Raw genomic sequence first — 19,725 nt, forward strand, 5'->3', positions numbered from 1 at the left:
GAGATGTACCCATGCGCCGATTGACCCCTCTTTGCAGTGCGATTCTATTGGCCATGGCCTGCACTTCTCAGGCTCACGCCATGTCGCTGACCGAGGCGATCCAGAGCACCATCGCCACTCACCCGGAACTGGCCTCGCGGGTCGACAGCCGCCTGTCAGCGGATGAAGACGTAAAAGTCGCCAAAGGCGGGTTTTACCCATCCGTAGATTTGAATGCCGCGTACGGGCGCGGGTACAGCGACAACACCAACACCCGGGCCTTCGGCAATCACCACACTGAAATCCTGACCTATACCCAATCGGAACTGCGTTTGCGGCAGATGCTCTTCGATGGTTTCAATACCTCCAACGAAGTCGAGCGCACCAAAGGCGTGGTCAACTCCCGCGCCTATTATGCCCAGGGCACCGCTCAGGACCTGGCCCTGCGCACCATCGAGGTCTACCTCGAAGTGCTCAAGCGTCGCGAACTGGTGACGTTGGCCAAGAACAACCTGCAGGCGCACTTGCGGGTCAACGACCAGATCGGCCTGCGCACCCAGCGCGGCATCGGCAGCAACGCCGACGCCGATCAGTCCGTGGCTCGTCGCGCCCTCGCGGAAAACAACCTCGATACTGCCGAAGTCGACCTCGCCGATTCCGAAGCGAATTTCTTCGCCGTCACCGGGCGCATGCCCGATGAGCTGGAAACGCTGCCGTCGATTCGCGGCGAGTTGCCGACCACACTGCAAGACGCCCAACAGAGCATGGTCGACAACAACCCCTACCTGAAATCCGCCCAGGCTGACGTGCAGTCGGCCGAAAGCCAGTACGAAGTCGCCAAATCGCCGTTCTACCCGCGCTTCGACGCCGAAGCGGCGGTGGGTGCCAACAACAACGTCGCTGGCGAAGAAGGCCACGACAACGAATGGCGCGTGGGCATCGTGATGAACTACAACCTGTTCCGCGGTGGTAGCGACAAGGCCCGTCTGGCCTCCGATGCACACAAGATCAACCAGGCCATGGACATCCGTAACAACGCCCTGCGCCAGCTGAACGAGAACATCCACCTGGCGTGGAACGCCATGCTCAACGCCCGTAAGCAGACGCCGACCGCCCGCGAATACGCCGAAACCACCACCCGCGTGCGGGCGGCCTATCAGGACCAGTTCGGCCTTGGCCAACGGACCCTGCTCGACGTGCTCGACAGCGAAAACGAACTCTACAATGCGAACCGTCGCTACACCGAAGTCCGTTATACCGAGGAATACTCGATGTACCGTGTGCTGGCGAACATGGGTGAGTTGTTGAGCAAACAGCGCGTGGTGCTGCCCGCCGATGCGATCGCCCGGTCCGAAGTGAAAAGCGAAGCCCGCCTGCCGGAACTGCGATAAAGCAATGGAGCGATCAATGTGACCAGCATGGAACCCGGCAACACCGGTGTCGATCCGCGGCTGAGCTTCGATGACCCACTGCTCGACGGTCTGCTGATTCTCTGCAAACTTCATGGCGCGACGGTCAGTCGCGCCAGCCTGAGTGCCGGGCTGCCAATGGCACACCAACGCTTGAGCCTGGACCTGCTGCCCCGCGCAGCAGCCCGGGCCAGTTTGCAGGCGCGGCTGTTGAGCCGCGACCTGCAAGACATTTCCGCCCTCAACCTGCCGGTGATGCTGATCCTCAACAACGGCCGCACCGCGATCCTGCGGCGCTTCGGCGACGACGGCCGCCTGCTGATTCTGCCGAGCGAAGCGGACGGCGGCGAGCAATGGGTCAGCCGCGAAGAACTCAGCGAAAACTACAGCGGCCAGGCGTTATTCGCACGGCCGCGGCATGAACTCGAAGACTTGCGTTCGCCGTTGGTGCCGCGGGTCGAGGCGTGGTTTCGTGACACGCTGAAACTGTCGAAATGGCTGTACAGCGACGCGATCCTGGCAAGTTTCCTGATCAACCTGCTGGGGCTGATGGTGCCGCTGTTCGTGATGCAGACCTACGACCGGGTGGTGCCGAACCAGGCCACGTCCACCTTGTGGGTGTTGTCCATCGGTTTGCTGATCGGCACCGGTTTCGAACTGGCGTTGCGGGTTGTCCGCGCGCACTTGCTGGACACCGCTGGCAAGAAAACCGATGTGATCCTGTCCGCGACATTGTTCGAACGCATCACTGGCATGTCGATGAAAGCGCGGCCGGCGACCATCGGCGGTTTTGCCCAAAGCATTCATGACTTCCAGGGCCTGCGTGAATTCCTCACGGCCGTCACCCTGACCAGTCTGATCGACCTGCCCTTCGCCGTGCTGATGCTGGTGGTGATCGGCCTGCTCGGTGGCTGGCTGGTGGTGATTCCCTTGCTGGCCTTCCCGATCACCATCATGTTCGCGATGGTGATCCAGGCGCGCCTGCGCGACACCGTGCAAAAAAGCCTGACCCTCGGCGCCGAACGCCAGGCCCTGCTGATCGAAACCCTCGGCGGCCTGGAAACGCTCAAGGCGTGCAGCGCCGAAAGTGAACGCCAGCACAAATGGGAAAGTACCCACGGCGCCCTCACCCGCCTCGACAGCCATGCGCGCAACCTCTCGGCGCTGGCCACCAACGGCACCTTATTCATCCAGCAATTTTCCGGCATGGCGACCATCGTTGCCGGGGTCTACAGCATCATCGCCGGTAACCTCAGCGTCGGCGCGCTGGTGGCGACGTACATGCTCGGCAGCCGCGTGCTCGCACCGCTGGGCCAGATCGCCGGGTTGATCACGCGCTATCAGCAAGCGCAACTGACAATGAAAAGCACTGACGCGTTGATGGGTCTGCCGCAAGAACGCGACGCCAGACAGCGCCCGCTGGAACGTACGCAACTGCAGGGCGCCCTCGATGTCAGCGGCGTGACCTTCCACTACAACGGCCAGAACGCACCGGCGCTGAATAACATCAGTTTCAGCATGAAGCCCGGTGAACGGATCGGCATCATCGGTCGCAGCGGCTCGGGCAAAAGTACCCTGGGCCGACTGGTAATGGGCTTCTACGAACCCGAAGCAGGCCAACTGCTGCTCGATGGCCTGGACCTGCGGCAACTGGATGTGGCCGACCTGCGCCAACAGATCGGTTATGTTGCCCATGACCTGCCCCTGCTGGCCGGCAGCCTGCGCGATAACCTGACCCTTGGTGCGCGTTACATCAGCGATTCGCGGATGCTGGAAGTCGCCGAACTGACCGGCGTCACCGAACTCGCGCGTCAGCACCCGCAAGGGTTTGACCGGCCTGTGGGCGAACGCGGTCAGTTGTTGTCCGGTGGGCAGCGCCAGGCCGTGCTGCTGGCACGGGCATTGTTGCTCGACCCGCCGATCATGCTGCTCGATGAACCTACCAGCGCCATGGACAACAGCAGCGAAGACGCTCTGCGGCAAAAACTGCACGGTTGGGTCCAGGGCAAGACCCTGTTGCTGGTGACTCATCGCACCTCGATGCTCAGCCTGGTGGATCGACTGGTGGTGCTGGACAACGGGAGGATCGTCGCCGACGGTCCGAAAGAAGCAGTCATCGATGCACTGCGCAAGGGCCGCGTCGGCTCTGCGGCCGTCTAGGGAGCCGCCATGGCATCTTCACAAAGTTCACGGGGCTACTTCGACAGCTTCAGCAAAAGCGCCGAAAGCGATTACATGCCGGAAACGGCCGGCGCAGCCCTGCAGGATTCACCCCGCTGGTCGCGGATCACCGTATGGCTCGCCGCGGCGTTGATCATCAGCGCCGTGGTCTGGGCCAAGTTCGCGGTATTGCAGGAAGTCACCATGGGCGAAGGCAAGGCGATTCCGTCGAGCAAAGTTCAGGTGATCCAGAACCTCGAAGGCGGCATCGTCACCGAGATTTTCGTCCGTGAAGGGCAAATGGTGAACAAGGGCGACACCCTGCTGCGCCTGGATGACACGCGATTTCTGTCGAACAAGGGCGAAAGCGAGGCCGATCGTTATGCGTTGACCGCGCAGGTCGAACGCCTGTCCGCCGAAGCCGAAGGGCGGCCGTTCAAGCTGTCGCCAGAGGTGACTGCCAAGGCGCCGCAAGTGGCTGAAGACGAACGTTCGCTTTACGACCAACGGCAACGCCGACTCGCCAGCGAACAACGCACGCTGACCGAACAGCTTCGGCAGAAAACCCAGGAACTGGCGGAATTTCGCTCGAAACAAGGTCAATACAGTTCAAGCCTAGCCTTGCTGCAACAGGAAATGGACATGTCCACGCCCCTGGTCGGCACCGGCGCGGTTTCCCCGGTGGAAATCCTCCGGCTCAAGCGCAGCGCGGTAGAGATTCGCGGCTCGCTGAATGCCACCACGCTGGCGATTCCCCGGGCGGAATCGGCGATCAACGAGATCAAGAGCAAGATCGACGAGTCGGAACAATCCTTCCGCTCGGACGCCGCGAAAGAGTTGAATGAGAAACGCACCGACCTGTCGAAAATCACCGCATCGAGCATTGCCATCGATGACCGGGTGAGCCGTACGACCGTGGTGTCACCGGTGCACGGCATCATCAAGGTATTGAAGGTGAACACCATCGGCGGCGTGGTTCAGCCAGGCAGCGACATGGTGGAAATCGTGCCGATCGAAGACAACCTGCTGATCGAAGCCAAGGTGCGACCACAGGACGTGGCGTTCCTGCATCCGGGTCAGAAGGCCATGGTCAAGTTCAGCGCCTACGACTACACGATTTATGGGGGGTTGAGCGCGAAGCTGGAGTTGATCGGCGCGGACACGATCACCGATGACAAGGGCAACAGCTTTTATCTGATTCAGGTGCGTACGGATAAAAACCACCTGGGTGGGGATGTGAAACCGCTGCTGATCATTCCGGGGATGGTGGCAACGGTGGATATCATTACCGGGGAGAAAAGCGTGCTGGATTATCTGCTCAAGCCGGTGCTTAAGGCGCGGACCGAGGCGATGCGGGAGCGGTAGTTTGGCGGCGCTCTTGCGGGCCTCATCGCGAGCAGGCTCGCTCCCACAGTGTTTTGTAGTGTTCACAGAACGTGTGAACACCCGAGATCCCTGTGGGAGCGAGCCTGCTCGCGATGAGGCCAGTACAGTCGACACTTATCTGTCCGCATGATTGCGCTGAAAAATCTCCTCCCCCATCGCCGCAATCTGCCCCTCGATCAACGCCTCGAACGGCCTCAACAACGGCTCGAAACTCACCGGCGCCTCCAGCACCTGCAACGCCTGCACTATCGCCTCCACCGTCGACAACGCCCCCGGGCCCGGTGCCTTGCGCAAGCGATACCGCGACACCCCGCCCTCTGCCAACGTCACCCTCGGCAACCCCGCCAGCAGCGGATTGAGGTGCAGCAGCTTGCGCGCCTTGCGCCAGGTGCCGTCCGGTACGACCAGCAGCAGCGGCTGATCATTCGCCGTATAAACCTGCAATGGCTGCGCGTCCTCTCCCGGAAACAACAGTCGCGCCTGATACCCCGGCTGATTCAACAATGCCGGCAAATCCTCGAACACCTCGCCCACAAGCAACCGGGCATTGTTCAAGCCCAACACCGCCAGCCGCGCGGTGTTCAGCGCGTGATTCACTTCGCTGGGATGTTGCAGCAGCAAGACGCGGGTGCGGCTATCGAGGCTGGGGATCAACGAGCACAGGCAATGGGTTTGCGGACGCAGGCAGCGTGGACATTGAACTCTGGACATCGACCTAAACCTGATTGAGTTGCGCTTTGAGCAGATCGCGGAACGTCTGGATCAGCGGTTCGCGGCTGCGGCCACGACGCACGATCATCGAGAACGGCGCCTGGTAGCCGAAGGTCGCCGGCAGTAACACCCGCAAATCCCCCTTGTCCGCCCAAGCCTGGGCGTAATGCTCCGGCAGGTAACCGATGTAAGCGCCGGACAGCACCAGGATCAGTTGCGCTTCCATGCTTTCCACGGTCGCGGCGCTGTGCTTGAAACCGTGGCGCGCCAGTTCGGCCTGGCTCCAATAGCCGCGGCCGACCATGCGTTGCTGGGTGATGACTTGCTCGGGAATGCGCCGCTCAGTGAACAGCGGATGACGGCTGCTGCAGTACAACCAGTGCTGTTCGCGATACAGCGGCATGTAGACCAGCCCGCTCATGCGCGTGGAAAACGCGCCGATGGCCAGGTCGAGGCGGTTGTCCTGCACGCCGAGTTGCAGCTCGTAAGGGCTCATGACCGACAGGTGCAAATGCACCGCCGGGTGTTCCTGACTGTAGGCGCCGATGGCCTCGGCGAAGGGCAAGGCCTTGTCGCTGACGGTGGAGTCGATGACGCCGAGGTTCAGCGTACCGCGCAGTTCGCCCTTCAACGCCGCCGCGTACTGCTCGAAGCCTTCGAGTTCGCCGAGCAGACGCAGGGTTTCCTGATGAAAAAGCTCGCCTTTGCTGGTCAGGCTGAAACCGCCACGCCCACGGTGGCACAGCACCAGGCCCAGGGCGGCCTCGAGCTGGCTCATGTAGGTGCTGATCGCCGAGGTCGAGAGGTTGAGCTCCTGCTGGGCGTTGGCGAACCCCTGATGGCGAACCACGCTGACGAAGATGCGCAACAGTTTCAGGTCGGGTAAAGCGTTGGCCATGGGTACTCCTATAACGACACAAAACTTGTGGGAGCGAGCCTGCTCGCGATCGCGGTGTGCCAGGCACGATCATGGTACTGACCTACCGCCATCGCGAGCAGGCTCGCTCCCACAGGGAACGGCAGCGGACGGAAGTCTATCGCCCTGCCCACCATTAGTTTAGAAAAATCTGAACTAAGTATTTGCCCGTAGCGATTCTTCCGCGCCACTACATTTCGCAGAATCGGCCCACAACGGTGCCCGCGTCTTTCCCGACCGGCGCAACCGACATAAATAAAACAACGACCATGAGGCCCTTCCCGTGGACAAGATTCTTCACCAACCACTGGGCGGCAACGAAATGCCGCGCTTCGGCGGCATCGCCACCATGATGCGACTCCCCCACTTACCTACCGCTGCCGGCCTGGACGCTGCCTTCGTCGGCGTGCCACTGGACATCGGTACTTCGCTGCGCCCCGGCACCCGCTTCGGGCCTCGCGAAATCCGCGCTGAGTCGGTGATGATTCGCCCGTACAACATGGCCACCGGTGCTGCACCGTTCGACTCGCTGTCGGTAGCCGACATCGGCGACATTGCGATCAACACCTTCAACCTGTTGGACGCCGTACGGATCATCGAAGAATCCTACGACAACATCCTTGAACACGATGTGATCCCGCTGACCCTGGGCGGCGACCACACCATCACCCTGCCGATCCTGCGTGCCATCCATAAAAAGCACGGCAAGGTCGGCCTGGTGCACATCGACGCTCACGCTGACGTGAACGATCACATGTTCGGCGAGAAAATCGCCCACGGCACCACGTTCCGTCGCGCCGTCGAAGAAGGCCTGCTGGATCCGGACCGCGTCGTGCAGATCGGTTTGCGCGCCCAGGGCTACACCGCCGATGACTTCAACTGGAGCCGCAACCAGGGCTTCCGTGTGGTTCAGGCTGAAGAGTGCTGGCACAAATCCCTGGCGCCGCTGATGGCCGAAGTCCGCGAGAAAGTCGGTGGCGGTCCGGTGTACCTGAGCTTCGACATCGACGGCATCGATCCGGCCTGGGCGCCGGGTACCGGCACCCCGGAAATCGGTGGTCTGACAACCATTCAGGCGATCGAGATCGTTCGTGGCTGCCAAGGCCTCGACCTGGTCGGCTGCGATCTGGTAGAAGTCTCGCCCGCTTATGACACCACCGGCAACACCTCGCTGCTGGCCGCCAACCTGCTGTACGAAATGCTCTGCGTACTGCCTGGCGTGGTCCATCGCTGAGGATCGGTCATGAACGAACGTGATCAGGTTTTGCACGCGGCCGCCGACCTGGTAGCCGCGTTTGCCCGTAACGATCGCGAAGCTTACTTCGGCGCCTTCAGCACCGACGCCAGCTTCGTGTTCTACACCCTCGAGCAGCCTCTGCTGTCGCGCGATGCCTACCAGGCGTTGTGGGACACCTGGCGTTCGGAGGAGGGCTTCGAGGTGCTGTCGTGTACTTCGAGCAACGCTTTCGTCAGCCTGCAGGGTGACGTGGCGATTTTCATCCATGACGTGGCCACCGAGCTGCGCATGCAAGGGGAGCAGCACTTTAGCCAGGAGCGCGAGACGATTGTTTTCAAGAAACAAGCGTCTGGCCAAGAACAACAAGGCCTATGGCTGGCCTGCCACGAACATTTGTCCGCGATGCCGGAAGGGCTGCCAACCCCTTAGCCAAACAGGTGACGCTCACACACGATGAGCGCGCCTTTATGATCGGAGCAGATCATGAATAACAACAACAACGACCAAAGCCTTACGCAAATTGAAACCTACGGGGTCGAACAGATCCCGGACAACGAACGCACCGCAGGCCCGACGGACTTGTTCCGGATGATCTTCGGTGGTTCCAACACGTTTGCCACCGCCGTGCTCGGCAGTTTCCCGGTGCTGTTCGGCCTGTCCTTTCAGGCGGGCGTCTGGGCGATTGTGCTGGGCGTGCTGCTTGGCTCGCTGATCCTCGCGCCCATGGGCCTGTTCGGTCCGATCAACGGCACCAACAACGCCGTGTCTTCCGGTGCGCACTTCGGCGTGCACGGGCGGATCGTCGGCTCGTTCCTGTCGCTGCTGACCGCGATTGCCTTCTTCTCGCTCTCCGTGTGGAGTTCGGGTGATGCGCTGATCGGTGGGGCCAAGCGCCTGATCGGCTTGCCGGAAACCGACCTGACCCTGGGCCTGGCCTACGGTCTGTTCGCGATCCTGGTGCTGACCGTGTGCATCTATGGCTTCCGGTTCCTGTTGTGGGTCAACAAGATCGCGGTGTGGAGCGCCAGCCTGCTGTTCCTGCTGGGCATCTTCGCTTTCGCCGGGCCTTTCGATGTGAATTACGCCGGCACCGTGAACATGGGCCAGCCAGGGTTCTGGGCCGCCTTCATCGGCGCGGCGCTGGTGGCGATGAGCAACCCGATTTCCTTCGGCGCGTTCCTCGGCGACTGGTCGCGGTATATCCCGCGTGAAACCTCCAAGCGCCGGATCATGGCCGCGGTGGTGATCTCGCAGATCGCCACATTTATCCCGTTCCTGTTTGGCCTCGCCACTGCCACCATCGTGGCGATCAAGGCGCCCGACTACATCGCCGCCAATAACTACGTCGGCGGTTTGCTGGCCGTCTCGCCGAGCTGGTTCTTCCTGCCGGTGTGCCTGATTGCGGTGATCGGCGGCATGTCCACCGGCACTACGTCGCTGTATGGCACCGGGCTGGACATGTCCAGCGTGTTTCCACGGGTGCTGTCGCGGGTCAAGGCCACGCTGCTGATCGGGGTGATGTCGATTGCCTTCATCTTCATCGGACGCTTCGCGGCGAACCTGGTGCAGAGCGTGTCGACCTTCGCCGTGCTGATCATCACCTGCACCACCCCGTGGATGGTGATCATGATCATCGGCCTGGTGATGCGCCGCGGCTTCTATTGCCCGGATGACCTGCAAGTGTTCACCCGCGGCGAAAAAGGTGGCCGTTACTGGTTCACCCACGGCTGGAACTGGCGTGGGCTCGGGGCCTGGATTCCGAGTGCACTGGTGGGTCTGTGCTTTGTGAACCTGCCGGGGCAATTCGTCGGCGTGCTCGGGAATCTGGCGGACGGCATCGACATCAGCCTGCCGGTCACCCTCGGCCTGGCGTCGCTGGTGTACCTGGCGCTGCTGAGCCTGTTCCCGGAATCGGCGGCGGTGTTCGGGCCGAATGATTCGCGTAGCAAAGGCACGGATTCGCTCAATAAACCGGCGGTGCGACAAGCCGCCTGACTCAACGCAGTACCTGTGGGAGCGGGCTTGCTCGCGAAAAGGGTCTGTCAGTCACATCGATGTTGAATGTGCCGTCCTCTTCGCGAGCAAGCCCGCTCCCACAAGGGATTGATATTTAGTTTCACCATAAAAAAGACAATCGGAGACACGCCATCATGGCATTGGATTTATTCGTCGTTCTCATTTACGCCGCCGCGATGCTGGTACTCGGCTACTTCGGCATGCGCAAGGCCAAGACCAACGAGGACTACCTGGTCGCCGGTCGTAACCTCGGCCCGACCCTGTACATGGGCACCATGGCCGCCACCGTGCTGGGCGGCGCGTCCACGGTCGGCACCGTGCGCCTGGGCTACGTGCATGGCATCTCCGGTTTCTGGCTGTGCGCCGCACTGGGTTGCGGCATCGTGGCGCTGAACCTGTTCCTCGCCAAACCGCTGTTGAAGCTGAAGATCTACACCGTCACCCAGGTGCTGGAAAAACGCTACAACCCGATGGCCCGCTCCGCGAGCGCGGCGATCATGCTGGCCTACGCGCTGATGATCGGCGTGACCTCGATCCTGGCGATCGGCACCGTGCTGCAAGTGCTGTTCGGCCTGCCGTTCTGGATGTCGGTGCTGCTCGGCGGTGGCGTGGTGGTGGTTTACTCGGCCATCGGCGGCATGTGGTCGCTGACCCTGACCGACATCGTCCAGTTCGTGATCAAGACCGTTGGCCTGATGTTCATCCTGTTGCCGATCTGCCTGTACCGCGTCGGCGGCTGGGACGAGTTGGTGCTGAAACTGCCGGCAGCCGCCTTCAGCTTCACCACCATCGGCTGGGACACCATCATCACCTACTTCATGATCTACTTCTTCGGGATCCTGATCGGCCAGGACATCTGGCAGCGTGTGTTCACCGTTCGCACCGCGAAAGTCGCGCAGTACGCCGGTACGTTCGCCGGTCTCTACTGCATCCTCTACGGCCTGGCCTGCGCCCTGATCGGCATGGCCGCTCACGTGCTGATCCCGGACCTGGACAACGTCAACAACGCCTTCGCCGCCATCGTCAAACTGTCCCTGCCGGACGGTATCCGTGGCCTGGTGATCGCTGCGGCACTGGCCGCCATGATGTCCACCGCCAGCGCCGGCCTGCTCGCCGCGTCCACCACCTTGACCGAAGACCTGCTGCCGAAACTGCGCGGCGGCAAACAGTCGAGCCTGGGTATCAACCGCCTGTTCACGCTGCTGACCGGCGTCGTGGTGTTGGGTATCGCCTTGGTGGTCAACGACGTGATCAGCGCCCTGACCCTGGCGTACAACCTGTTGGTGGGCGGCATGCTGATCCCGCTGATCGGGGCGATCTTCTGGAAACGCGCGACCACCGCCGGCGCCATCGCCAGCATGGGCCTGGGTTTCGCCACCGCGCTGCTGTTCATGATCAAGGACGGCATGGATGCGAACACGCCGATCTACTACAGCCTCGGCGTTGGCCTGGTGAGCTTCGTGCTGGTGAGCCTGCTGTCCCGTCGCCCGGCACCGGTGGCCAGCGCCATCTAAGCTTTACATAACGACTTGATGTTTTCTTCGACGAGTGTGGCGTCGGTTGCCACACTCGTTTTTTTTCGCCTGAAGGAATCTGCCCATGAAGATCGTCAGCCGCGACCAGTGGTTCGAGGTCAAACAGCTCAGCGACGGCATCCGCCTGATTCACGAGCCGTACATCCGTCCGTTCTATCGGTGCAACCTCTGGCACATTCAGGGCCGCGACAAGGACCTGCTGCTGGACAGCGGCTCCGGGCTGGTCAGCCTGCGCGAGCAACTGCCGTGGATCACCGAGCGGCCGCTGGTGGCGGTGGCCAGTCATTGCCATTTCGATCACATCGCCGGCCATCACGAGTTTCCTGAACGCCTGGTGCATCCGGCCGAAGCGCAGATCCTCGCCGCGCCGGACGGTGAGAACACGTTGTCCACGGCGTTTGTCGGTGACGAGATGTTCGAGGCGCACCCGGATTGTCCGCTGTGCTACGCCGAATATCGGGTCAAGGCCGCGCCGGCCACGGGGATGATCGAAGAAGGTGACGTGCTGGACCTGGGCGACCGCGTGCTGCAGGTGCTGCACACGCCGGGGCATTCACCGGGCGGCATCAGCTTGTATGAAGCCGCGACCGAAACCCTGTTCAGCGGCGACATCATCTACGACGGGCCGTTGATCGAAGACGCCTACCACTCCGACCTCGACGACTATGCCCGCAGCCTGCAACGCCTGCGCGCCTTGCCGATCCGCACGGTGCATGGCGGGCATTTTGGCAGCTTTTCCGGGGAACACTTACGCACGATGATTGACGAGTGGCAGCGCTCCCACGGCTGAAGCCTGCTGTACTCAACGGCAGGGACAACAACAATAACGCCCTCGAAGAACAGCCATGAAAAGAGCCGCCGTGCGTGCCGCCGTGCATCGCTTCATCAGCCGCCTGCTGGAAAGCCGGGAAGACTTCGACGACCGCACCAGCCTGGAAGAATTAGGCTTGGACAAGGAGGATATCGAAGAGCTGATCTTTCATCTGGAGGATGAACTGGAGTTGACGGCGTTCACCGCCGAGGAGGACCGGATGCTCAAGGGCGCCAGGACGGCGAACGATTTGAGCCGGTTTTTGATGGAGATTGGGCGGCATTGACCGCCCGGTGTTCTACGCAGCCGCATGCAGTGTTCAGAAACTGCTACGGCTGCGCTCCCTCGACCTTAGACGCGATTTAGCGGCGGCGCTGCTGGCGTCGACGCTGCTCGTCGTCAGTGCGAATAGGCACGGGTTGCAGAGGCGGTTCGATCAAACCGAGCGCAACACCCAGGTCGTGCAGCCAGTTTTGGATTTTCTCTTTCATGGTGCCCCCTTCAGGGTAGTGCTGAGCGGCTGAAATTCTGAAGCCCCTTCGCACTGATAATAGTCCGAAGTCCTACGCAATGCTCGGCAAAATCCGCAATGATCTGTTACTGAATTGATCCAAATACCTGACCATTAGTTCAGGCCATCGCCTGCGCCGGCAACACGGCCGACGGAAAGACCGCTTGTTGCTGCTCGATCCACGCATTCAGGTTGGCCCCGACCATGCCCTTGCGCCACATCAGCCAGGTCGTTGCACTGGCAAACGGCTCGGCCAGCGGGTGCACCGCGACGCTTTCGCGACCCGGCAGGCTGGCGAGCATCGACTCTGACATCAGCGCCACCCCGGAACCGGCGATCACGCACGCGAGCATTCCCGGATAGGACTCGATCTCCATTGCCCGGCCCATGGCCGCGCGATCATGGGCAAACCAGGCTTCCAGGCGCATCCGATAAGAACAGCCTTGGCGAAAGGTGAATACCGATCGTCCTTCCACATCCAGCGCGCTACGCACCGGCGGGTGATCGGCTTCGCTGATCAGCACCAGCCGTTCGTCGCACAACGGCACGCCGTCGAGGCCGGCCAGCTCCAGCGGGCCGTCCACCAGCGCCGCATCGAGACGACCGGTGAGCAGGCCTTCCAGCAACTCACCGCTGGGCCCGGACTGCACTTGCAGGTTCACCGCCGGGTAGGTGCGGTGATATCGCGCCAACAGCCCTGGCAGGTGAATGGCGGCGGTGCTGTACATCGTCCCCAGCACGAAGTCACCGGCCGGTTGCCCGCCCTGCACCGCCGCTTGTGCTTCGTCGTGCAGGTTGAACAGCCTGGCGGTGTAATCCAGCAAGACTTTTCCCGCAGGTGATAACTGCAAACGCTGACGTTCGCGTACGAAAAGCTCTACACCGAGCTGCTCTTCGAGTTGTTTGAGGCGGGTCGACAGGTTCGACGGCACCCGGTGCAAACGTTCGGCTGCACGAGTAATCGAGCCCTCTTCCGCCACTGCCTGGAAGATCCGCAATTGGCTGAATTCCACGACCCTCTCCAAATCAGAACAAGTTACTCACTATTATTCATTTTTAAAGAAAGTCAATCAGTCCTAGCCTGACGGTCATCGATCCTTTATTGGAATCCAGACTATGTCGCCGCTGATTCGCTTACTCGCCAGCTTCATCGCACTCATGATGGCCATGGGCATCGGGCGGTTCGCCCTCACGCCGCAAATGCCGCACCTGCTCAGTGAAGGTCAGATCGACCTGACCGCCGCCGGTCTGATTGCCGCCGCCAACTACCTCGGCTACTTCGTCGGCGCGGTGGACGCGATGTTCTCCCGCCGCCCTGCCCAGGTTCGGCGCCGGTTGCTGGGCGGGCTGTGGCTGTGCGTGCTGCTGACCCTCGCGTCGTGCTGGGCCAACGGTTTCTGGTCGCATCTGCTGCTGCGCTTCGGCACCGGGGTCGCCAGTGCCTGGGTGCTGGTGATGATCACCGCGCTAAGCCAGCCAATGGCCGCAGCCGCCGGGCGACCGCGATTGGGTGCGCTGGTGTTCGCCGGGCCGGGTTTGGGGATTTTTCTGACGGGCCTGTTGGCCTTGGGTTCGAACCTGCTGGGTCAGACCTCCGCCACGTTGTGGCTGATTTACGCCGCCGTTGCGCTCGTCATGCTGCTGGGGATCTTGCCGTTCCTACCGCAAGCGAACGCAACCGTGGCCGCGGCTCCCGTCACTGCCAGCGGCGGCCATCGAGGAATCGGTCGTTTGGGTTTGATCTACGGATTGTACGGTCTGGGCTACATCATCCCGGCCACGTTTCTCTCGCAGATGGCCAACGCGCAGTTCCATGGTCAATGGCAGGCCGATCTGTTCTGGCCGTGCTTTGGCCTGGCGTCCGCCCTCGGCGTGGTGCTGGTGAGTCTGCGTCGACACAATCCGAACGCCACCCGGCATTGGCTGATGGCGACGTTGTGGCTGCAAGCGGCCGGCGTATTTGCCTGCCTGCTGGGCAGCGCTTCAGGCCTGGCGCTGGGGGTGATGCTGTGTGGCACGCCATTTCTGGCCTGCATGCAGCTGGTGATGCAGCGCTCCCGCGAACTGGCGCCCCACGCCACCCAGCGCAACGCCGGGCTGCTGACGGCGTGCTTCGCTGTGGGCCAGCTCGCCGGGCCATTGCTGGCGGCGTCGAGCAGCCATTTCAGCGGCGGTTTGCAGCCGGCGCTGATCGTCGCGGGCAGCGGTTTGCTCGTCGCGGGCGGTTTGTTGTTCGCGCCGCTCAGGACTGGCCAAGGGCTCTGCGCAGACGACGGCGCACCCACTGCTCAGCGCTGACAAACGTGATGCCGAGCAACACCAGCACAGCACCGATGACGAAGTTAAGGGTCAGCGCCTCACCCAGCAACACCACGCCAAACGTGACGCCGAATAACGGCGTCATGAACGAAAACACCGCGAGGTTCGCCGCCAGATAGCGCCGCAGCAGCCAGAACCAGGTCAGGTAACTGAAGAACGACACCACCAGCCCCTGAAACAGCACGCTGGCCACCGCCACGGTGGTCAGGCTGACATGGGTCACCTGGCCGCTGAGAATCGCGATCAGCAACAGGCCGACGAAGCCGACGATCAGTTGGTAGAACAAGGTCAGCGTCACCGGCGCTTCCGACAGGCGCGACGCGCGCACCACCACGGTGGTCGCGCCCCACGCGGCGCCAGCCAGCACGCCCAGCGCATCGCCAATCAACATGCGGTGATCGAGGTTGTCCCACGACACGCCACCGGCAAACGCAATGGCGATCCCGATAAACGCGAGAAGGATACCCAGCCACTGAACGGGCCTTAAACGCTCACTCGGCAACAGCCAGTGCACGCCCAGCGCGGTGAAGATCGGCGCGGTGTAGAGAAACACCGACATGTGCGCGGCGGTGGTCAGCTGCAGTCCTTCGGAAATGAAGAAAAACTCCAGCCCAAACAACGTGCCAGCCAGTAGTCCACCGCGCCAGGTGTTGCCCACCTGATCCCAACCGCCCTTGCAGCAAATCAGTATTCCTACGAGTAACGCAGAAATCCCTGATCGTCCTGCGGCCTGCATGACCGGCGCAATGTCAGGCGCCGCCCACTTGATCATCACTTGCTGTATGCCCCAGATCAGGCACAGCCCCATCATGACTTGCAGGGCAAATCCATCGGCGCTACGCCGGGTGGCGCTCAACGGAACACCTCGAACGAACAGAACATGGCAGTGACTCGACAGTAAACAGCAAAGCCCCGACGCGAGGCCGGGGCGAAAAATTATGTGAAAGATTATTAACCAGATGGACAGAAAATGCCGCCTGAAGGGGACCTGCAAATTCCCGTTTGCGTCATCCGGCCGCAGCTAGCGCGCCCGACTCAACGCGATCGACATCAGGCCTTGCGTCCGGCCCAGTACCCTGCGCTGCACGCAATGCAGGTCGCCACCGCCCCCCACGCCATGTCCATCAGTGCCAACGGCGCCGACCACCCGCGTAGCGTCGCCCAGTTGCTCAGGTCGTAGGTGCCGTAAGCCACCAGGCCCAACAAAGCACCGAGGCGCGCCGCGCGCTGCCAGGTCGCCGCCGGCAATACCGCGAATACCACGCAACCGAGTCCATAAAGGAGGTAGAACGCCACTGCAGGGGCCAGCAGCGGCTGATCAAGCATCAGCGAGCCCAGCAGCGCGCGATAGGTCGGGGCCATCAGAACGCCGAGCCACAGACCGTCAAGCAGGAGAAACGCCAGCAAGGCGCCAGCGTACGCAAACAGAGCCTTCGTCATCGCAGTCCAACCCCATGTCATCGACCTACATGGGGCCGGCGCGGCATCAGCTTAGTTCAATGCGATCGGCATGAATGACGATCTGGCCATTCTTGTACAACGCGCCGATGGCTTTCTTGAAGTTGCCCTTGCTGACACCGAACAGGCTGGTAATCACCGTTGGATCGCTCTTGTCGCTCACCGGCAAGGTGCCGTTGTTTTCGCGCAACTTGGCGAGGATCTTCGAGTTGAGGCTGGTGGCGGCTGCTTCGCCGACCGGTTGCAGGCTCAGGCTGATCTTGCCGTCGGCACGGACCTCTTTGATAAAGCCCTTCTCTTCCTTGCCGGCGCGCATGAACTTGAAGATTTCGTTCTTGTGGATCAACCCCCAGTGCTTGTTGTTGATGATGGCCTTGAAGCCCATGTCGGTGGCTTCGGCCACCAGCAGGTCAACTTCCTGGCCAGGGGTGTAATTGGCCGGGGTCTTGTCGAGGTAACGGTCCAGACGCGCCGTCGCGGTGATGCGGCGGGTGTGCTTGTCGAGGTAGACGTGCACCACGACGTATTCGCCAGCGCTCATCTGACGTTTCTCTTCGGAGTACGGCAGCAGCAGATCCTTCGGCAAACCCCAATCCAGGAAAACCCCGATGCTGTTGACTTCAACGACTTTCAGACTGGCGAACTCACCGACTTGAACTTTCGGCTTTTCGGTAGTTGCGATGAGTTTGTCATCGCTGTCCAGATAAATAAAAACGTTGAGCCAGTCTTCATCTTCGCTGGGAATATCTTTGGGGATATAACGATTAGGCAGAAGGATTTCGCCATCCGCCCCACCGTCCAGATATAAACCGAAGTTAGTGTGTTTAACCACTTGCAAACTGTTGTAGCGCCCGACTAAAGCCATTTCCAATACCCTCATTGCGTGGGCGGCATTCTACCCGTTTTTGCGGACTGCGTTCGGCACCCGGCCAAGCGGCTGGAGAAATTCCTCTGAACCCCTTAATTTTCCTGGGTTTGCCGAACACACCAGGCCGCTCGTCAGGCCGACCTGACCAAATCTGTCCCGTCCAAGCACGTTGGAATGCATTTTCTTCAACCGATGTTCGTATTTAAAACAGCAGCTTAGGGGAATATTACCAATAATAACTTGCGATAAATCGCGCATTTGCGATGTGTATTTCAAGGGGATTTTGCCGAGCAATTGTCAAGTATTTCCTGTACGATGCCTGGCCAAGTTAATTTTCTATAGGTTAATGGCCGCCATGCGTGTAAAAGCATCCAACAGCAAAGCAAAGCCAGCTCCAGCCGTTGAAACCAGCGAATCGATCAACAACCAGATTGCTGCGTTCCTCAAGTCCGGCGGTGAAATCCAGCAAATTGCCAAAGGCGTCAGCGGCCAGACGTTCGGCCCGTCCAAACAGATCACCCTGGGCAAAAAATAACACCCGCGTTACCTGGTCCCTAAGCGCTTTGAGCTTCGAAGCGCTTGGACTGGAACCCCTCCTGAAACACCCGCCAAACCATCAATATTTCAAAAATCGACGAACGGCCCTCGATGCCGAGCATTCGCCGGTATGCTTGCACACGTCTAGATCAAGCGTTTCAGCAGGTTTTTGTCCTGCGCCTCGCTGTTCATGGAGTGACGCATGCTCAAGCCTTTATTCGTTGTACTCGCCAGCCTGCTGTGGTGTTCGCTCGCCAATGCGCAAATCTTCCAGCGCGAACTGGGGGACTTCGACCTCAAACTCGGCACCACCCCAAGCCGCAGCATGGCCCAGGGGCTGGTCAAACCTTCGACCACCGGGTCTTTCCATGGTGGCCTGGACCTGACCCACGACAGCGGCTTCTACTTCGGCCAATGGTCGCCCAGCATGGGATTGAGTCCGGGGAACAACCTCGAAGTCGATTCCTACGTGGGTTTTAAACAACCCTTCGACCAAACCCTCGGCTACGAAGTCGGGATGATCCATTACAGTTACCCGAAAGTGGACACCCTCGACACCCAGGAACTGTTCGGCGGCCTGACCCTGCTGGGCAGCCGTTTCGGCGCCGCATTCAGCAACGACCCGGACAAACAGAACAGCACCGTGTTCGCCGACCTTGGCGGTAACCAGCCGTTCGGCATCGGCATCAGCATGAAATACACGACCCACCAGCTCAACACACCAGTGTCGGTGGACGGTGGCTACGTAGGCAGTTTCACCGACTGGTCGCTGACCCTTTCCCGGCCGTTCATGGGCATAGACCTGAACCTGATCTACAGCGACTCGAGCCTTAGCGGCAGCGATTGCTCCGCCTATTCCGGACACAACAGCCAGTGCGACGGCCTGGTCACCCTCAAGGCCGAACGCGCCTTCTATTGATTGGCTGAACTGGCAGGCTCATCCTGCGTTCACATGAAAACCTACGCTTTTCGCAAGGACCCGCCCATGTCGCGCTGGTTAAAGTGTGTCGCCGTCATCCTCACCCTCAGTCTCGCCCTCGGCGCTTGCAGTCGCATGGGCCTGGCCTATCGCAACCTCGACGTGATCATTCCGTGGACGCTCAGCGATTACCTGGACATGAACGGCGAACAGAAAGGCTGGTTCAACGAGCGCCTCAAGGAACACCTGAGCTGGCACTGCACGACGCAACTGCCGGGTTACCTCGACTGGCTGGACCGCCTGCAAACGATGGTGGAGACCAACCAGGTCACCGACGCCGCCCTGCAAACCCGCACCCAGGAAGCCAAGCAAGCGATTGCCCAGACCGCGCGGGAAATCACGCCATCGGCCATCGAATTGTTGCAGGGACTGGACGACAAGCAAGTGGCGGAGATGAACGACGCCTTCGCCAAAGACCAGCGCAAACGCCAGCAGGAATACCTGCAACCGCCGCTCGACCAGCAGATCAAGGAGCGCGGCGAGCGCATGCAGAAGCGCCTGAATGACTGGCTCGGCCCGCTCAGCCCGACCCAGCAACAACGGATTGTCGCCTGGTCCAACGCCTTGGGCGATCAGAACACGCAATGGATAGCCAACCGCGTGCATTGGCAGAAACAGTTCAGTGCGGCGGTTGCGCAGCGCCAGAGTCCGGAATTCCCACAGCGCATAGAGACGCTATTGGTGAATCGCGAGAGTTTATGGACGCCCGAGTACCGTAAGGCCTATGCCAACACCGAAGCACAGGCGCGAAGCCTGTTCGTGGATTTGATGGCCGAAAGCACGCCGACCCAACGCGAGCGGTTGCTGAAGAAAATCGAAGGGGTGCGCAAGGACTTCAATGACTTGAAGTGTCTGAAAGCGGTGAAACAAAGCTAAGGCATACGCAACAGTGT

At 61.0% G+C, this 19,725-nt stretch carries 20 protein-coding genes; 13 read left to right on the forward strand and 7 right to left on the reverse strand.

What is annotated here, in order from left to right; all coding sequences use genetic code 11:
• Positions 1-11: 11 nt before the first annotated feature.
• Genes NTD84_RS07460 through NTD84_RS07470 form a run of 3 tightly spaced genes read left to right on the forward strand, consistent with a single transcriptional unit; the run spans position 12 to position 4,913 of the window.
• Positions 12-1,370 carry a TolC family outer membrane protein gene (locus tag NTD84_RS07460; protein WP_262164429.1) on the forward strand — a complete coding sequence of 453 codons (1,359 nt, stop codon included), beginning with the start codon at positions 12-14 and terminating at the stop codon, positions 1,368-1,370.
• Between the two features lie 18 nt (positions 1,371-1,388).
• Positions 1,389-3,548 (forward strand): type I secretion system permease/ATPase, encoded by a 2,160-nt coding sequence (locus NTD84_RS07465; RefSeq protein WP_262164430.1) that lies wholly within the window; start codon positions 1,389-1,391, stop codon positions 3,546-3,548.
• A gap of 9 nt (positions 3,549-3,557) precedes the next feature.
• A complete protein-coding gene (locus tag NTD84_RS07470; protein ID WP_262164432.1) occupies positions 3,558-4,913 on the forward strand; it encodes an HlyD family type I secretion periplasmic adaptor subunit in 1,356 nt (451 codons plus the stop codon).
• 135 nt (positions 4,914-5,048) lie between these two features.
• On the opposite strand, the gene NTD84_RS07475 is transcribed toward NTD84_RS07470, so the two are convergent.
• The gene (locus NTD84_RS07475; RefSeq protein ID WP_262164434.1) at positions 5,049-5,645 is read right to left on the reverse strand and encodes a tRNA-uridine aminocarboxypropyltransferase; all 597 of its coding nucleotides are present in this window, start codon (positions 5,643-5,645) and stop codon (positions 5,049-5,051) included.
• A gap of 4 nt (positions 5,646-5,649) precedes the next feature.
• Positions 5,650-6,543, reverse strand: a complete 894-nt coding sequence (locus tag NTD84_RS07480; RefSeq protein ID WP_017337108.1) for a LysR family transcriptional regulator — start codon at positions 6,541-6,543, stop codon at positions 5,650-5,652.
• Between the two features lie 301 nt (positions 6,544-6,844).
• On the opposite strand from NTD84_RS07480, the gene speB reads away from it, so the two are divergent.
• From speB to NTD84_RS07510, 6 genes are all read left to right on the forward strand, one after another.
• On the forward strand, positions 6,845-7,795 hold the full coding sequence (gene speB, locus NTD84_RS07485) for an agmatinase (protein WP_262164436.1): 951 nt from the start codon (positions 6,845-6,847) through the stop codon (positions 7,793-7,795).
• A 9-nt stretch (positions 7,796-7,804) separates the two neighbouring features.
• Positions 7,805-8,227, forward strand: a complete 423-nt coding sequence (locus NTD84_RS07490; protein WP_262164438.1) for a YybH family protein — start codon at positions 7,805-7,807, stop codon at positions 8,225-8,227.
• A 54-nt stretch (positions 8,228-8,281) separates the two neighbouring features.
• Positions 8,282-9,793 (forward strand): purine-cytosine permease family protein, encoded by a 1,512-nt coding sequence (locus NTD84_RS07495; RefSeq protein WP_262164440.1) that lies wholly within the window; start codon positions 8,282-8,284, stop codon positions 9,791-9,793.
• A 155-nt stretch (positions 9,794-9,948) separates the two neighbouring features.
• Complete coding sequence (locus tag NTD84_RS07500) at positions 9,949-11,328, forward strand: sodium:solute symporter (protein WP_262164443.1); 1,380 nt, start codon at positions 9,949-9,951, stop codon at positions 11,326-11,328.
• An 85-nt stretch (positions 11,329-11,413) separates the two neighbouring features.
• Positions 11,414-12,139, forward strand: coding sequence for an MBL fold metallo-hydrolase (locus NTD84_RS07505; RefSeq protein WP_262164445.1), 726 nt, complete (start codon positions 11,414-11,416; stop codon positions 12,137-12,139).
• Positions 12,140-12,194: 55 nt separating this feature from the next.
• On the forward strand, positions 12,195-12,446 hold the full coding sequence (locus tag NTD84_RS07510) for an acyl carrier protein (protein ID WP_262164447.1): 252 nt from the start codon (positions 12,195-12,197) through the stop codon (positions 12,444-12,446).
• Between the two features lie 76 nt (positions 12,447-12,522).
• On the opposite strand, the gene NTD84_RS07515 is transcribed toward NTD84_RS07510, so the two are convergent.
• Both NTD84_RS07515 and ptrR read right to left on the reverse strand, forming a co-directional pair.
• On the reverse strand, positions 12,523-12,651 hold the full coding sequence (locus tag NTD84_RS07515; protein WP_007914492.1) for a PA1414 family protein: 129 nt from the start codon (positions 12,649-12,651) through the stop codon (positions 12,523-12,525).
• Between the two features lie 139 nt (positions 12,652-12,790).
• Positions 12,791-13,684: a putrescine utilization regulator PtrR gene (ptrR, locus tag NTD84_RS07520; protein WP_262164449.1), complete on the reverse strand. Its 894-nt coding sequence runs from the start codon at positions 13,682-13,684 to the stop codon at positions 12,791-12,793.
• Between the two features lie 103 nt (positions 13,685-13,787).
• Here ptrR and NTD84_RS07525 point away from each other — a divergent pair, with 103 nt between their 5' ends.
• Positions 13,788-14,969: an MFS transporter gene (locus NTD84_RS07525; RefSeq protein WP_262164451.1), complete on the forward strand. Its 1,182-nt coding sequence runs from the start codon at positions 13,788-13,790 to the stop codon at positions 14,967-14,969.
• On the opposite strand, the gene NTD84_RS07530 is transcribed toward NTD84_RS07525, so the two are convergent.
• The 3 genes from NTD84_RS07530 to NTD84_RS07540 all read right to left on the reverse strand — a co-directional run bounded on the left by NTD84_RS07530 (position 14,914) and on the right by NTD84_RS07540 (position 17,313).
• Complete coding sequence (locus NTD84_RS07530) at positions 14,914-15,846, reverse strand: DMT family transporter (RefSeq protein ID WP_262164453.1); 933 nt, start codon at positions 15,844-15,846, stop codon at positions 14,914-14,916. The genes NTD84_RS07525 and NTD84_RS07530 overlap by 56 nt on opposite strands.
• A gap of 194 nt (positions 15,847-16,040) precedes the next feature.
• Positions 16,041-16,430, reverse strand: coding sequence for a DUF2177 family protein (locus NTD84_RS07535; protein WP_262164455.1), 390 nt, complete (start codon positions 16,428-16,430; stop codon positions 16,041-16,043).
• 46 nt (positions 16,431-16,476) lie between these two features.
• Positions 16,477-17,313, reverse strand: a complete 837-nt coding sequence (locus tag NTD84_RS07540) for a S1 RNA-binding domain-containing protein (protein ID WP_262164457.1) — start codon at positions 17,311-17,313, stop codon at positions 16,477-16,479.
• A gap of 349 nt (positions 17,314-17,662) precedes the next feature.
• On the opposite strand from NTD84_RS07540, the gene NTD84_RS07545 reads away from it, so the two are divergent.
• The 3 genes from NTD84_RS07545 to NTD84_RS07555 all read left to right on the forward strand — a co-directional run bounded on the left by NTD84_RS07545 (position 17,663) and on the right by NTD84_RS07555 (position 19,708).
• Entirely contained in the window at positions 17,663-17,851 is a 189-nt protein-coding gene (locus NTD84_RS07545; RefSeq protein ID WP_017337097.1) for a hypothetical protein, read from the forward strand.
• Between the two features lie 204 nt (positions 17,852-18,055).
• Positions 18,056-18,772 (forward strand): TorF family putative porin, encoded by a 717-nt coding sequence (locus NTD84_RS07550; protein WP_262164460.1) that lies wholly within the window; start codon positions 18,056-18,058, stop codon positions 18,770-18,772.
• A 66-nt stretch (positions 18,773-18,838) separates the two neighbouring features.
• Positions 18,839-19,708, forward strand: a complete 870-nt coding sequence (locus NTD84_RS07555; RefSeq protein ID WP_262164462.1) for a DUF6279 family lipoprotein — start codon at positions 18,839-18,841, stop codon at positions 19,706-19,708.
• The last annotated feature ends 17 nt before the right edge of the window (positions 19,709-19,725 follow it).

Source organism: Pseudomonas sp. 14P_8.1_Bac3, assembly GCF_025466085.1.
Taxonomy (GTDB): Bacteria; Pseudomonadota; Gammaproteobacteria; order Pseudomonadales; family Pseudomonadaceae; genus Aquipseudomonas.

What these genes read in the sequence shown, in the direction of transcription:
- NTD84_RS07460 (WP_262164429.1), top strand. Translation starts at nt 12, where the DNA reads ATGCGCCGATTGACCCCTCTTTGCAGTGCGATTCTATTGGCCATGGCC.
- NTD84_RS07470 (WP_262164432.1), top strand. Translation starts at nt 3,558, where the DNA reads ATGGCATCTTCACAAAGTTCACGGGGCTACTTCGACAGCTTCAGCAAA.
- NTD84_RS07475 (WP_262164434.1), bottom strand. Translation starts at nt 5,645, where the DNA reads ATGTCCAGAGTTCAATGTCCACGCTGCCTGCGTCCGCAAACCCATTGC.
- NTD84_RS07480 (WP_017337108.1), bottom strand. Translation starts at nt 6,543, where the DNA reads ATGGCCAACGCTTTACCCGACCTGAAACTGTTGCGCATCTTCGTCAGC.
- NTD84_RS07490 (WP_262164438.1), top strand. Translation starts at nt 7,805, where the DNA reads ATGAACGAACGTGATCAGGTTTTGCACGCGGCCGCCGACCTGGTAGCC.
- NTD84_RS07495 (WP_262164440.1), top strand. Translation starts at nt 8,282, where the DNA reads ATGAATAACAACAACAACGACCAAAGCCTTACGCAAATTGAAACCTAC.
- NTD84_RS07500 (WP_262164443.1), top strand. Translation starts at nt 9,949, where the DNA reads ATGGCATTGGATTTATTCGTCGTTCTCATTTACGCCGCCGCGATGCTG.
- NTD84_RS07505 (WP_262164445.1), top strand. Translation starts at nt 11,414, where the DNA reads ATGAAGATCGTCAGCCGCGACCAGTGGTTCGAGGTCAAACAGCTCAGC.
- NTD84_RS07510 (WP_262164447.1), top strand. Translation starts at nt 12,195, where the DNA reads ATGAAAAGAGCCGCCGTGCGTGCCGCCGTGCATCGCTTCATCAGCCGC.
- NTD84_RS07515 (WP_007914492.1), bottom strand. Translation starts at nt 12,651, where the DNA reads ATGAAAGAGAAAATCCAAAACTGGCTGCACGACCTGGGTGTTGCGCTC.
- NTD84_RS07525 (WP_262164451.1), top strand. Translation starts at nt 13,788, where the DNA reads ATGTCGCCGCTGATTCGCTTACTCGCCAGCTTCATCGCACTCATGATG.
- NTD84_RS07535 (WP_262164455.1), bottom strand. Translation starts at nt 16,430, where the DNA reads ATGACGAAGGCTCTGTTTGCGTACGCTGGCGCCTTGCTGGCGTTTCTC.
- NTD84_RS07540 (WP_262164457.1), bottom strand. Translation starts at nt 17,313, where the DNA reads ATGGCTTTAGTCGGGCGCTACAACAGTTTGCAAGTGGTTAAACACACT.
- NTD84_RS07545 (WP_017337097.1), top strand. Translation starts at nt 17,663, where the DNA reads ATGGCCGCCATGCGTGTAAAAGCATCCAACAGCAAAGCAAAGCCAGCT.
- NTD84_RS07550 (WP_262164460.1), top strand. Translation starts at nt 18,056, where the DNA reads ATGCTCAAGCCTTTATTCGTTGTACTCGCCAGCCTGCTGTGGTGTTCG.
- NTD84_RS07555 (WP_262164462.1), top strand. Translation starts at nt 18,839, where the DNA reads ATGTCGCGCTGGTTAAAGTGTGTCGCCGTCATCCTCACCCTCAGTCTC.